The 13,537-nt window shown below is 64.9% G+C and carries 13 protein-coding genes; 1 reads left to right on the top strand and 12 read right to left on the bottom strand.

Annotation, left to right across the window (positions count from 1 at the left end):
* Nucleotides 1–13: 13 nt before the first annotated feature.
* From J4G43_RS15940 to J4G43_RS15885, 12 genes are all read right to left on the bottom strand, one after another.
* A complete protein-coding gene (locus tag J4G43_RS15940; RefSeq protein ID WP_208089332.1) occupies nucleotides 14–964 on the bottom strand; it encodes an oxygenase MpaB family protein in 951 nt (316 codons plus the stop codon).
* A gap of 77 nt (nucleotides 965–1,041) precedes the next feature.
* Complete coding sequence (locus J4G43_RS15935; RefSeq protein ID WP_208085473.1) at nucleotides 1,042–2,184, bottom strand: patatin-like phospholipase family protein; 1,143 nt, start codon at nucleotides 2,182–2,184, stop codon at nucleotides 1,042–1,044.
* Nucleotides 2,185–2,311: 127 nt separating this feature from the next.
* Nucleotides 2,312–2,479 carry a cbb3-type cytochrome oxidase assembly protein CcoS gene (gene ccoS / locus J4G43_RS15930; RefSeq protein ID WP_014497059.1) on the bottom strand — a complete coding sequence of 56 codons (168 nt, stop codon included), beginning with the start codon at nucleotides 2,477–2,479 and terminating at the stop codon, nucleotides 2,312–2,314.
* Nucleotides 2,479–4,668 (bottom strand): cation-translocating P-type ATPase, encoded by a 2,190-nt coding sequence (locus J4G43_RS15925; protein ID WP_208085471.1) that lies wholly within the window; start codon nucleotides 4,666–4,668, stop codon nucleotides 2,479–2,481. The genes ccoS and J4G43_RS15925 overlap by 1 nt, the downstream gene beginning before the upstream one ends.
* Nucleotides 4,669–4,679: 11 nt before the next feature.
* On the bottom strand, nucleotides 4,680–5,165 hold the full coding sequence (locus J4G43_RS15920; protein ID WP_208085470.1) for a FixH family protein: 486 nt from the start codon (nucleotides 5,163–5,165) through the stop codon (nucleotides 4,680–4,682).
* A gap of 15 nt (nucleotides 5,166–5,180) precedes the next feature.
* Nucleotides 5,181–6,647, bottom strand: a complete 1,467-nt coding sequence (ccoG, locus tag J4G43_RS15915; protein WP_208085468.1) for a cytochrome c oxidase accessory protein CcoG — start codon at nucleotides 6,645–6,647, stop codon at nucleotides 5,181–5,183.
* 112 nt (nucleotides 6,648–6,759) lie between these two features.
* The gene (gene ccoP, locus J4G43_RS15910; RefSeq protein ID WP_208085460.1) at nucleotides 6,760–7,635 is read right to left on the bottom strand and encodes a cytochrome-c oxidase, cbb3-type subunit III; all 876 of its coding nucleotides are present in this window, start codon (nucleotides 7,633–7,635) and stop codon (nucleotides 6,760–6,762) included.
* 6 nt (nucleotides 7,636–7,641) lie between these two features.
* The gene (locus J4G43_RS15905; protein ID WP_208085457.1) at nucleotides 7,642–7,806 is read right to left on the bottom strand and encodes a cbb3-type cytochrome oxidase subunit 3; all 165 of its coding nucleotides are present in this window, start codon (nucleotides 7,804–7,806) and stop codon (nucleotides 7,642–7,644) included.
* A gap of 13 nt (nucleotides 7,807–7,819) precedes the next feature.
* Nucleotides 7,820–8,554, bottom strand: a complete 735-nt coding sequence (gene ccoO, locus J4G43_RS15900; protein WP_208085456.1) for a cytochrome-c oxidase, cbb3-type subunit II — start codon at nucleotides 8,552–8,554, stop codon at nucleotides 7,820–7,822.
* A 10-nt stretch (nucleotides 8,555–8,564) separates the two neighbouring features.
* A complete protein-coding gene (gene ccoN / locus J4G43_RS15895; protein WP_208085449.1) occupies nucleotides 8,565–10,214 on the bottom strand; it encodes a cytochrome-c oxidase, cbb3-type subunit I in 1,650 nt (549 codons plus the stop codon).
* 301 nt (nucleotides 10,215–10,515) lie between these two features.
* On the bottom strand, nucleotides 10,516–10,941 hold the full coding sequence (locus J4G43_RS15890; RefSeq protein ID WP_166089453.1) for a CBS domain-containing protein: 426 nt from the start codon (nucleotides 10,939–10,941) through the stop codon (nucleotides 10,516–10,518).
* A gap of 37 nt (nucleotides 10,942–10,978) precedes the next feature.
* Nucleotides 10,979–11,812: a universal stress protein gene (locus J4G43_RS15885; RefSeq protein ID WP_208085447.1), complete on the bottom strand. Its 834-nt coding sequence runs from the start codon at nucleotides 11,810–11,812 to the stop codon at nucleotides 10,979–10,981.
* 207 nt (nucleotides 11,813–12,019) lie between these two features.
* On the opposite strand from J4G43_RS15885, the gene fixL reads away from it, so the two are divergent.
* Nucleotides 12,020–13,537: a sensor protein FixL gene (fixL, locus tag J4G43_RS15880; RefSeq protein ID WP_208085445.1), complete on the top strand. Its 1,518-nt coding sequence runs from the start codon at nucleotides 12,020–12,022 to the stop codon at nucleotides 13,535–13,537.

Genomic DNA, 13,537 nt, shown 5'->3' with positions numbered 1-13,537 from the left:
AGAGCTGAGAACCTCACCCCTTCCCGCGCACATCCATTTGCGGCCGCCCGATCCAAGCGCGATTGAGACACCGGGTCATCCAGTCGGGCTGCGGCTCGCCCCGCAGCCGTGCCTGCGCTTCCTGGTAGGGACCGACATAGCGCAGCCGGTCCGGCAGTTTGGGATAGACGCGCCTGATCCATCTCAGCGCATTGTCAGCTGCCCGCTTGTCGCGCTCGTCGAATTCAAACCCGAAGCCCGCTCGCAGGCGCTCCGGCAACAAACTCGCGGTGAGCGCGCGATACCATCGCGGTGGCCGCAACCACGGACGGGCGCCGCCAAGGATCTGCGCGGCGATCTCGCGCGCCGCCGGGCTGACGGTCAGCGTCTCCGACTGCGCCATCGCCGCGGTGTAGGCCGCAAAGCCGGACCAGTCCGCGGGCAAATCGTCGGCCGTCAATCCGAACAAGGCGCCGAACATCCGGCTCTCGCTCCAGTAGCGCTCGCGCTCCTCCGCCGAGAGCGGCGGAAGGACCAGGTCATGCGCCATCACCGCGGTCTCGACCAGCGTCGCATGAACCCAGCGCAACGACGGAATGTCGTTGGCGCAGTAGCGCGAGCCTGCCGCGAACGGACCGACGGCCTCGGGCATCGCGCCGACGATCATGCTGTGGCGCCGATGCAATTGTCGGGACGACAACTGCGCCCGGTCGAGCGAGCCGAACACCATCGCAAAGACGATGTCGAAGGTGCGATGGAAGCGGCCGATTGGATCGGCAAGGGTCCGTGAATGCTCCGCGATGGCGGCAGCGACCCAGGGATGCGCCAGCTGCAACAACAGCGCGCGGCCGGCGCCGAGAAAGATGACGGCCTCCCGGTCGATCTGCCAGGTCACCGTGTCAGGACCGAACACGCCGGCGACCGGTCCCGCGGCGTCGGCGCGGACCTGATCGAGGGCCAATTCCAGATCGTTCCCGGATACCAACTGCAAGGCCTCTCAAAAGCGGACGACGACCGACAATCCGCAGGGCCCGTGGCAATTCGATGAAAGCGGACGCGGCCCTACTCCGCCGCCATCGGCATCTCGTCCATATGCTCGTGCAGCACCACGCCGGCGAGCGGATCGAATTCACCGATCCACGGCTTTCGCGCCAGCACTGATTTAGTGTGAGCATAGCCAGCATGCCAGCGCCGCGTAATGCCTGACGGACTGAAGTCGATATCCTTGGTGTGGGTTTCGCGATCGAGCTGCGGCGCCAGCAGTCGCACCACGTGCATGCGGGTCGGACAGCCGTAGCTCATCAATTCCCTCACCGCGGGATCGTTGCGCTCGCTCTCGGGCAACCGCGCGGCAAGCTGGTTGATGACGTGGCGCAGGCGATGGGCCTGCTGCTGCCGCACGATCTGACTCGCGATGCGGCTGGAGTACTGCACGTCCTTATGGCGGTTCAAGACCTCCGCCATCGTGGTCGGCTCGGCGCCGACGGAATTCCACAGATGCACGGAGAAAATCAGCGAATCCCTGCGTGGATTGTCGTCGAATACGGCCTCCGTCGGCGTGTTCGACAGGATGCCGCCGTCCCAATACAGCTCGCCATCGATGCGCACCGCCGGGAAGGCCGGCGGCAGCGCGCCCGAAGCCATGACATGCTTCACCGTCAGTTCGCCGTCGCGGCTGTCGAAATAGCGCATTTCGCTGGTGCCGACATGAGCGGCACCGACCGTCAGTCGCGGCGCGCAGCGATTGGCCAGATCGAAATCGACCAGCTCGCTCAGCGTCTTCTCCAGCGGCGCGGTCGAATAGAAGCCGGCGTGATCGGCGCCGAGTGGAAAGGAATCTCCCGCATGCGCCAGCGGGTTGGGCCGGAAGAAGCCGGGAATGCCGTTGGTGACAGTCGACAAATAGGCGAGCTTCTCGCTGAAGTCGGGAAAGGCGCCACCCAGAGCCCAAACCGGATTCTGCTCCATCCGCTTCCAGAACTCCTTCAGGCGCGCGAGCCTGTTTCCCGGCGCATTACCGGCGATCAGGCTCCCGTTGATGGCGCCGATCGAGGTGCCGATGACCCAGTCCGGCTCGATCCCGGCCTCGTGCAGGGCCTGATAGACGCCCGCCTGATAGGAGCCGAGCGCACCGCCGCCTTGCAGCACCAGCACGACCTGTCCTGGCAGATCGTTGGGGCCGCACACTCCGACATTTTTCTGCATGCTCGTCACGCTCCTGCTCCGGAAGCCTGCCCCGTCGCTTCTACGCAAAATCCTCCGGCATTGTTACGCCCGGCGACCGCCGGCCGTCCAGCGACCATGTCCGAAAAGGGCAGCGCGGAACCAACGGTTAGCGCTTGACCGGGGCGTCCTGCGGCGGCTCGTCGTCGGCGATGGCCCGCCACGCTGCGCCGTCGAGATCGTCATATTGGCCGCTGCGAAGCGACCAGAGGAAGGCGACGAGGCCGGCGCCTCCGAGCATCAGCGCCAGCGGCACCAGGATCACCAGGATTTCCATCACACGATCTCCCGTGACGCACTACGCGCCCTCAGCGAATTCAGCATCACCAGGATCGAGGATCCGCTCATGGCTGCCGCCGCAATCAGGGGCGTCACCACGCCGCTGATCGCCACCGGCACGGCGAGGACGTTATAGCCGATCGCCAGCCAGAGGTTCTGCCGCATCAGATGCAGCGCCTTGCGGCAGGCGTCGATCGCAGCAACGACCGGTGCCAGCGGCCGGCCGAGGAAGACGAGATCGGCGGTCGCCTGGCTGAGATGCGCGGCCGAGATCGGCGACATCGAGACATGGGCCGCCGCCAGCGAGGGCGCGTCGTTCATGCCGTCGCCGACCATCAATACTTTTGCGCCGCGCCGCTTCAGTTCCTCGATCCGTGCGATCTTGTCGGCCGGCGTGACGCCGGCGCGCCATTCGGCGATGCCCAGCGCATGGGCCGCCGCGATCACCGCGGGCTCGCGGTCGCCGGAGAGAATCTCGATGCCGATATTGCGCGCCTTCAGCGCCGCGATCACGGCCTGCGCGTCCGGGCGCAGGCCCTGACGCACCGACAGGATGAATTTTTCAGTCCCTTTGCTGAAAGCTACGATGGAGGCTTCGGGATCGAGCGTGGCGCTGCCGACCAGCGCCTCGGCGCGGCAGAAGGACGGACGGCCAAGGCGAAGCTCGACACCGTCCACCACAGCGCGCACGCCCTGCCCGGCCTCCTCGACCGCACCAACGATCGGCGACCTTGCACCCGCGGCGAGCGCAACGGCAGCGGCGACAGGATGATGGCTCGACAGCGCGAGCCGCCCGGCGAGTTCGAAGATGCCTGCGGGAATATCGGCCGCGTTCATCACTTCGAGATCGGGCAGCGTCAGCGTGCCGGTCTTGTCGAAGATGACGTGGTCGGCCTCGGCCAGCCGCTCGATGGCGTCACCTGAATTGAGCAGCACGCCCGCTTTGAACATCGCGCCCGAGGCCACCGTCTGCACGGTCGGGATGGCAAGCCCGAGCGCGCAGGGACAGGTGATGATCAAGACGGCCACGCCGGTGACGATCGCATCATGCCAGCCGGCACCCGCGATGACCCAGCCCAAAATGGTGATCAGCGCCGTCGCATGCACCACCGGCGCGTAGAGCCGCGAGGCGCGGTCGGCGAGCCGCATGTAGCGCGAGCGCGCCTGCAGCGCGTTGTCGAGCAGCCGTGTGATCTCGGCGAGCAGCGTCGCCTCCGACGCCGCCGAGACCCGCACCCGCAGCGTGCCGGAGATGTTCATCGAGCCCGCATAGACCGCCGTGCCCTGCTCTGCCGTGACATAGAGCGTCTCACCGGTGATCAGGCTCTGGTCGATCTCGGAGCGCCCCTCGATCACCGTGCCGTCGACCGCGCAACGCTCGCCGGGCCGCAGTAGCACGACGTCGCCGGGATCGATCGCCGCGACGGGGACCTGCGAAATCTCGTCGGGCCCGACGAACTTGGCCGCCGTCTCCGCCTTCAGCGCGGCGAGATTGCCGGCGATCGCGCGGGTCCGCCGCCGCATGTTCTGGTCGAGGAAGCGGCCGACCAGCAGGAAGGTCAGCAGCATGATCGCCGCGTCGAAATAGGCGTGCTCGGCGTGATGGATGGTCTCGACCACGGACATGCCGAGCGCAAGGCACACCCCGATCGAGATCGGCACGTCCATGTTGGTGGTCTTGGCCGACAGCGCGCGCCAGGCCGAGCGGAAGAACGGCTGGCCGGCATAGGCCGCCGCCGGCAATGCGATCAGCGCCGACAGCCAGTGGAAGAAGTCGCGCTGCTCCGGCAGCATGTCCGAGACGTTGCCCGACCAGACCGGGATCGACAGCATCATCACATTCATGGTGGCGAACGCGGCGACGCCGAGACAACGCAGCAGGAAGCGCGATTCCGCCACTTCCGTCGCTTCCGCGCTCTCGGTCTCGTAAGGATAGGCCTTGTAGCCGAGTTCCTCGAGCCGATCGATGAAGCGGGCCGGGTCGAGCGTGCCCTGCTTCCATTCCAGCGCGACGCGGCGGTCGGTGAGGTTCACGCGCGCCAGCGTGACGTCGGGGATGGCTGACAATCCGCGCTCGATCTTGGCCATGCAGCCGGCGCAGTGAACCCCCTCGACCGCGAGATCGATGTGCTTGATACCCTCGCCCGCGGCCCGGACGTAATGCGAAAAATCCCGCGTGACCTGCATGACGAATTCCCTCAGTTCAGGATCACGCGGTTGCGCGACATGAACACGCGTGTTCCCCGCGCCTCGCCTTCGATCACGAGATCCCACTGCCCCGGCGCAACCGACGCGGCATTGCCGCGGTAGATGCCGATGCCGGCCTCCGAGAGCTCGACCTGGAGATCGGCGCGCTTGTCGGTCGGCCGCTCCAGGCGTCCGCCGAATTTCAACCCGCTCATCGGCTGGCCGCTCGCATCGCGCGCCTCGACCTGAAGCGTGGCAGCGCCATCAGCGCGGCGCTCGATATGGGCGTTGACCTTCCAGTTGCGCGCGGCCTGGTCCTGTGCTGCCGAGATCTCGCGGTCATAGGTGAGGCCCGCGGCATAAGGGCTGTCGACGTCGGTGCCGGGTAGCGTCGCGATCGCGAGCTTCATCATGGTCACGTTGACGCCGATCACGAGCCCGAAGAAGGCGACCAGCATCAGGAACACTTTTGTTCCGGTCAGCGGCTTAGTGGCCATGGCAGTCTCCTGATCCTAGGGCGAGACGAAATTGTCGGTGGCGGTGGCGACCTCGCCGAGCCCGATGTCGGTGACGTGGAAGAGAACGGGAACCGACTTTTCCGGATTGCTCTCCGCCGGCGCGGTGACCAGCAGGCGCAGCTCACTGGTGGAGTCGCGCGGGATCACGATCATCGGCCTATCAGGCGTCACCGAATCGATGCCGACGACATGCGTGGTCAGGTTGGCCGGACCGTTGGCGTCGATCGCAATGACGCGGTCATAGCCGCTCTTGTTCAAGAGCCGCACCGTATAGGCGTTGCGGATCGAACCGTCGCTGAGCCTGACCGCGACCGGATTGCGGTCGTGCAGCACGTTGACGTCGAGCAGGCTGCGGGTCGCGAGCGTGTAGATCATGATGCCGCCGACCGCCGCGATGATCGCGCTGTAGGCGACGGTGCGGGCCCGGACGATGCGGTAGACCGGTGCCTTGCCTTCCTGGCGGCGCTGGATGTTGATGTCGTTGTCGTAGCCGATCAGCCGCTTCGGCCGGCCGATCTTGGTCATCACGTTGTCGCAGGCATCGATGCAGAGTCCGCACTGGATGCATTCGAGCTGCGGCCCGTTGCGGATGTCGATGCCGGTCGGGCAGACCGCGACGCATTGATAGCAGTCGACGCAGTCGCCGACGTGTTCGCCTAGCGCGCGCAGCTCGATCGCCTTCTTCACCGAGGTGCGCTTCTCGCCGCGGTCGTAGCGGTAGGTGACGTTGAGCGCCCATTCGTCGGTGAGCGCGGCCTGGATGCGCGGCCACGGGCACATATAGGTGCAGACCTGCTCGCGCATGAAGCCGGCGAGCACATAGGTCGTCGCCGTCAGGATGCCGATCCAGATATAGGCGATCATCGGCGCCTGGAAGGTGACGAGCTCCTTCACCAGCGTCGGCGCATCGTTGAAATAGAGCACCCAGGCGCCGCCGGTCCACCAGGCGATCAGGAGCCAGATCGAATGCTTGAGCACGATCTCGGAGATGCGCTCCAGCTTCATCGGATCGGACGACTTGTCCTTCTTCATCCGCTCGCGCCGGTCGCCCTCGACCAGCCGCTCGACCGCGTAGAACAGATCGGTCCACACCGTCTGCGGACAGAGATAGCCGCACCAGATGCGGCCACCGACCGAGTTCATCAGGAACAGCGCCACCGCGGCGACGATCAGCAGGCCGGTGAAGTAGTAGATCTCCTGCGGCCACAGCTCGATGAAGAAGAAGTAGAAGCGGCTGTTAGGAAGATCGATCAGCACGGCCTGGCTGGGAGCACCGATGCCGCGATTCCAGCGCACGAACGGCAGGAAGTAGTAGACACCGAGGCAGAACGCCATCAGGCCCCATTTGATCCGGCGGAACGTACCGGAGACGCTCTGGGGATACACCTTCTTCTGGGCTACGTAGAGCGGCCCATTGTCATCGTTCGATGTGAGGTCGTTCGGGTTCACGGTCTTGTTCATCGCCAAGAAGCTTCTCGAAAAGGTGCGATTAAACCTAGACCCGACGCGAGCGCGTCAGTTGATCCAGCTCAAGCGGGGGCACTTTTGTTCGCCCCCGCTTGTCGCGAGCAGGCTATTTTCCGCCGCCCAGCGAGTGGACGTAGACCGCCATCGCCTTGATGGTGGCGGGATCGAGCCGCCCTTCCCAGGCCGGCATGACGCCGGCGCGGCCCTGGCTGATGGTCTCGATCAGGCTCGCTTCGTCCGAGCCGTAGAGCCAGATCTTGTCGGTCAGGTTCGGGGCGCCCATCTCCGGGTTGCCCTTGCCGCCGTCACCGTGGCAGGCGATGCAATTCTCCGCAAATATCTTCTCGCCTTTCGCGGCATCAAAGCCCTTGCGGGTCGAGAGGCCCGACAGCGACCGCACGTAATTGGCGACTGTGACGATCTCGTCGCCCTTCAGCACGCCGTCTTTGCCGAAGGCGAGCATCTGGCCCTCATGCGCCTTGGCGTGGCCGGAACGCGCGCCGAACTGGATGGTCTGCATGATCTGGTCGAGCGTGCCGCCCCACAGCCAGTCGTCGTCGTTGAGATTCGGAAAGCCTTTTGCGCCGGCGCCGCCTGAGCCGTGGCACGGCGCGCAATTGTCGCCGAACACGGTCTTGCCCTTGGCCCGCGCAAGCGCCAGCAAGGCTGGGTCCTTTTCGATATCAGCGAGCGAAGCCGCGCCAAGCGCCGCCACCTTGTCACCCCGGACCTTCTCGAGGTTGGCGAGCTCTACCGCGACGTCGGCGCGCGAGGAATAGCCGAACAGGCCCGTGGTATTGCTGGAGATCAGCGGCCAGGCCGGATAGACGATCCAGTAGCCGATCGCCCAGACGATGGTGAGGTAGAATGAGATCACCCACCAGCGCGGCAGCGGCGTGTTGAGCTCTTTGATGCCGTCCCACTCATGTCCGGTCGTGGACTTGCCGGTGACGGAATCGATGTCGCCATGATGATCGGTCATGATCTCTTACTCCTCCCGCAACGGCAGGCGCGCCGCTTGGTCGAAAGCGGCCTTGTTGCGGGGCCATAATGCGTAGGCGATGATCGCGAGAAAGATCGCGACGAACGCCGGCGTCCAGATCGTGGTCACCAGACCGGACGCGAGATTGTCGAGTGTCAGGATGGCTTTCATCGGTGATGCCTTCTCAGCGAAGATTGGCTTTCTCGTTGTAGAGCTTGAAGTCGACCAGCGTGCCGAGCATCTGCAGATAGGCGATCAGCGCGTCCATCTCGGTCGGCGTGCCGGCCTTGCCGTCGAAATTGCGCACGACGGCCTTGGCATACCGCTTGCTGAAGGCGTCGGAGCCGGCATTGTCAGGATCGGCCTGGGCCTTCAGATCGGCGCCTGCGTTCGCGATCTGGTCGTCGGTGTAGGGCGTGCCGATGGCCTTGAGAGTCTTCATGTGGTCGGCGATCGTATCGGGATCGACTTCGGTCTGGCTCAGGAACGGATAGCCCGGCATCACCGACTGCGGCACGATCGCGCGCGGGTTGGTCAGATGGGTCACGTGCCAGTCGTCGGAGTATTTTGCGCCGACGCGGGCGAGATCGGGACCGGTGCGCTTCGAGCCCCACTGGAACGGGTGGTCGTACATGCTCTCGGCGGCGAGCGAGAAGTGGCCGTAGCGCTCGACCTCGTCGCGCAGCGGCCGGATCATCTGCGAATGGCAGAGATAGCAGCCTTCGCGGACGTAAACGTTGCGGCCCGCAAGCTCCAGCGGCGTGTAGGGCCTGACGCCGTCGACCGCCTCGATCGTGCTCTTGAGGTAGAACAGCGGAGTGATCTCGACGAGACCGCCGATCGCGATCACCAGCAAAATGCCGACGATCAGGACGATCGAGTTCTTTTCGAAGATTTGATGGCGTGTCCAGAACGACATGGAAAGCTCCTCATTCCGCCGGCTGAAGCGCGACGGGCATCTGGACTTCCACTTCGCCGACACGAACGGTCATCCAGAGATTGTAGGCCATGATCAGCGCGCCGATCAGGAACAGCCCGCCGCCGGCGGCGCGGATGATGTAGAAGGGATGCATCGCCTCGACGCTCTCGATGAAGGAATATTCGAGGAAGCCGAGCGAGGTGTAGGCGCGCCACATCAGGCCTTGCAGGATGCCGGACACCCACATCGCCGAGATGTAGAGGACGATGCCGAGGGTGGCGATCCAGAAGTGCCAGTTGACGAGCTTCAGGCTGTAGAGGCCCTTGCGATTCCACACCCACGGCACCAGGCAGTAGAGCGCGCCGAAGGAGACGAAGCCGACCCAGCCGAGCGCGCCGGAATGCACGTGGCCGATGGTCCAGTCGGTGTAGTGGCTGAGCGAGTTGACCACCTTGATCGACATCATCGGGCCTTCGAAGGTCGACATGCCGTAGAAGGCGACGGAGACCACGAGCATGCGCAGCACGGGATCGGTGCGCAGCTTGTCCCAGGCGCCCGACAGCGTCATCAGGCCGTTGATCATGCCGCCCCAGGAGGGCATCCACAGCATGATCGAGAAGGTCATGCCGAGTGTCTGCGTCCAGTCGGGCAGCGCCGTGTAGTGCAGATGGTGCGGGCCAGCCCAGATGTAGAGGAAGATCAGCGCCCAGAAGTGGATAATCGACAGCCGGTAAGAATAGATCGGCCGCTCCGCGCGCTTCGGGATGAAGTAGTACATGATGGCGAGGAAGCCGGCGGTCAGGAAGAAGCCGACCGCGTTATGGCCGTACCACCACTGGAACATCGCGTCCTGGATACCGCCCCAGGCGACGTAGGATTTCGAGCCGAACACCGACACCGGAAGGGCCGGATTGTTGCCGAGATGCAGGACCGCGATCGTCACGATGAAGGCGAGATAGAACCAGTTCGCGACGAAGATGTGCGGCTCCTTGCGCTTGATGATCGTGGCAAGGAAGACCAGCAGATAGGCGACCCAGACGATGGTGAGCCAGAGGTCGGCATACCATTCCGGCTCGGCATATTCCTTCGACTGGGTGACACCGAGCAGATAGCCGGTGCCGGCGATCAGGATGAAGAAATTGTAGCCGATCACGACGAACCAGGGCGCGAGGTCGCCCGCAAGGCGCACGCGGCAGGACTTCTGCACGACATAGAGCGACGTGCCGATCAGCACGTTGCCGCCGAAGGCGAAGATCACCGCGGAGGTGTGCAGCGGACGCAGCCGGCCGAAGCTGGTCCAGGGCAGATCGAAGTTCAGCGCGGGCCACGCCAGCTGCGAGGCGATGATGAGGCCGACGAGGAAGCCGGCAATGCCCCAGAACATCGCCATGACGGCGGTGAACTTGATCGGACCCATATTGTAGTTGGGGCGGCCGTTGATCTCCGCCGGCGGCAGCGCCGCCGGACGATCGAAGTAGCGGTTGATGATGCCAAAGACCACAGCCAAGCTCGCCGCTGCGCTGAGCGCGGCATGGAAGGCAAAGGCCGAATCGAGCGCCTTGGCCGAGGCGATCACGCAAAGGAAGGCGGTGACTGCGAACACGATAGCCAGGCCGCTTTCACCGATGGTCATGGATTTGGAGATGGAGGGCTGGCTCATGCGGATTCTCTCTGAAAGAACACGCCGCCAGAAACCACATTCGACCTCGCGGCGAATTGATTGAAATCAAGACAGGTGGATTTCTATTCGGGTGAGTGATGCGGCGCCCGCCAGTTGAAGTGCCCTCTCCCCTTGTGGGAGAGGGCAGCGAGGACAGTGCCGCGCACTCACTTGGGTGAGGGGTTGGCTCCGCACGGAGAGTCTTTCGGTGGAGAGAACCCCTCATCCGGCGCTTCGCGCCACCTTCTCCCACATCCGCCTTCGCCAAGGCTTCGGCGGACATGAGGGGAGAAGGAAGAAGTCACTCCCTTGCCGTCGCCTTGAGCGCCTTGATCACGTCCTCGCGGGCGATGATTCCGACCAGCTTCTCGGCGCCGTCGAGCACGATGATGCTCCTGATGCGGTGCTCGACCATGATCTGGAGCACGCGCGTCAGCCGCGTGTCGGGGCTGACATAGATGAACTCGGGCGTCATGACGTCGCCGATCCTGCGGCTCATCAGGTCGCGATAGTGCGGCAGCATCTGGCTCGGCGAGAACGCGAAACACTTCAGGATGTCGAACTTGGTGACGATCCCGACCACCTGCCCGTCGTCCTCGACCGGATAGGAGTTGAAATCATCACGCTCGAACATCTCGCTGAGCGCGAGCAGGTCGTGGTCGCGCCGCACCGTCGTGACGTTGCGCGTCATGTAGCTGTCGACGATCTCTTCAAGAAATTTGTACACAGCGCGTCCTCCGATTTTCGTTTTGGCCGACCGGCCGTCAGTGCGACAGCAGCACGCTACGGGCGGATTGCGTGACCAGATATTCGGTGACACCGCCGAGGATCAGCTCGCGAAAGCGCGAATGACCATAGGCGCCCGCCACGATCAGGCCGGCCCCGAGGTCGCCGGCGACCTGCTCCAACTGCGCGGCAGCGGTTGCGTTCCGCACGGCCTCAGAGACGCGTGCGCTCGCGGTGACGCCGTGACGGGCGAGCCAGGCGGCAACGTCGGTGACGCCGGCCATCACCGCCGAACGGTCGTCATCGCGCTCCGGGATTTCGACGATGGTGACGTCCCTCGCCTTGCGCAGCATCGGTAGCGCGTCGGCTACCGCGCGCCGCGCCTCCGGCGTGTCCTTCCACGCCACCAGCACGCTGCGCAGATCGAGCCAGTTGACCTTGTCGGGAACGACGAGAAGCGGGCGGCCGGCCTGCATCACCAGGTCCTTGGGGCTCGCGAGCGCGAACGCGTCGGAGAAAGCCGGGCTGTGGCCGCCGCTGACGATGATGTCGGCACATCGTGCCTGCGCCAGCACGAAACGGGTCGGAAAATCCATGGCGCCGCGCCACTCCGCGCGGCCGCCGCGCGCCCTGGTGGCGGCGCGGAATTGCGCCTCCAGATCGGCAAGGCGCTTCCTGATGGAGGCTTCCTCCTGATCGATCAGGCTCTGGGCTTCAGCGCCGTCGGTGAAATAGAGCGGCGGCGCGAACTGCCCTGCGGCAACCCCGATCATGGCCGCCTCGAATCGCTCGGCGAGCTCGCCCGCGACCTGAAGGCGCGCCTCGTTGGACTGATCGAGCGCCAGGCTGACCATCACGGTCGCGTAAGTCATTGGGATTCTCCGCACAGCTATGAACTGGCGCGAAATCTAGCCTCGCCGTGACGGGGCAGGATGAGGTAGATCAAATCGCCGGACGCGGCCTTGCGGGAAATCCGCCAATGGAATCAGACATCCGAACTTGCCTCGGGCCGGTCCATGGGCGAAATTGCGGTCATGTTCGCGGCACCACGCCCGCCGCGCGAAGATGGGAGTCATCGATTGTCGCCGACCCGCGTAACGCATCCGCCAGACGACAGTCGCGGCGAGCATTTCCGGGTCCGGATCGAGGGATTCGGCGTCGGCACCTGGGATCTCGACCTCACGACGCGCGAGCTGGAGTGGTCGGAAACCGCGAGGATGCTGCTCGGTATCGAGCGGGGCCAGCCGGCAAGCTACGACCTCTTCCTGTCGCGTCTCGAGCCCGGCGACCGCGCGCGCGTCGAGAACGCGATCAAGCAGGTCTCGGAGCATGGCGGCGGCTTCGACGTCTCCTTCAGGATTTCCGCCAGTTCCGGCCGCGGCAAATGGATCAGGGCCCGCGCCGGCTTGATTCGAGACGAATCCGGCGTCGCTCGCCATCTCAGCGGCATCTTCCTCGATATCGACGAGGAAAAGCAGGTCGAGGAAGCGCTGCGCACGCGTGAGACCCACCTCCGCTCGATCCTTCACACCATTCCCGACGCCATGATCGTCATCGACGGTCGCGGCGTCATGCAACTGTTCAGCACCGCCGCCGAGCGCCTGTTCGGCTGGTCCGAGCAGGAGGCGATCGGCCAGAACGTCAGCATCCTGATGCCGGAGCCCGACCGCACCCGCCACGACAGCTACATCGCGCGCTATCGCAGCACGAACGATCCGCACATCATCGGCATCGGCCGCATCGTGACCGGCAAGCGCCGCGACGGCACGACCTTTCCGATGCACCTGTCGATCGGCGAGATGCAGTCCGGCGGCGAGCCCTATTTCACCGGCTTCGTCCGCGACCTCACCGAGCACCAGCAGACCCAGGCGCGGCTCCAGGAATTGCAGTCCGAGCTCGTCCACGTGTCGCGGCTGACCGCGATGGGCGAGATGGCCTCGGCGCTTGCCCACGAGATCAACCAGCCGCTGGCGGCGATCAGCAATTACATGAAGGGATCGCGGCGGCTGCTGGCCGGCAGCACCGATCCCAACACGCCGAAGATCGAAAGTGCGATGGATCGCGCCGCGGAGCAGGCCTTGCGCGCCGGCCAGATCATCCGCCGCCTGCGCGACTTCGTCTCCCGCGGCGAGTCCGAGAAGCGGGTCGAGAGCCTGTCCAAGCTGATCGAGGAAGCCGGCGCGCTCGGGCTTGCCGGCGCGCGCGAGCAGAACGTGCGGCTCCGCTTCAGCCTCGATCCGGACGCCGATCTCGTCCTCGCCGACCGCGTTCAGATCCAGCAGGTGCTGGTCAATCTGTTCCGCAACGCGCTGGAAGCGATGGCGCAGTCGCCGCAGCGCGAGCTCGTCGTCGCCAACACCCGCGTCGGCGACGACATGATCGAGGTCGAGGTGTCCGACACCGGCTCCGGATTCCAGGGCGACGTCATTCCCAACCTGTTCCAGACCTTCTTCACCACCAAGGAAACCGGCATGGGCGTGGGACTGTCCATCAGCCGCTCGATCATCGAGGCTCACGGCGGACGCATGTGGGCCGAGAGCAACCCGTCAGGCGGCGCGACATTCCGCTTCACTCTCCCGGCAGCCGATGAGAATTGA

This window comes from Bradyrhizobium barranii subsp. barranii (assembly GCF_017565645.3).
GTDB lineage: Bacteria > Pseudomonadota > Alphaproteobacteria > Rhizobiales > Xanthobacteraceae > Bradyrhizobium > Bradyrhizobium barranii.
Note: the sequence above shows the minus strand (reverse complement) of the source record. Positions and strands in the feature narration are given on the sequence as shown.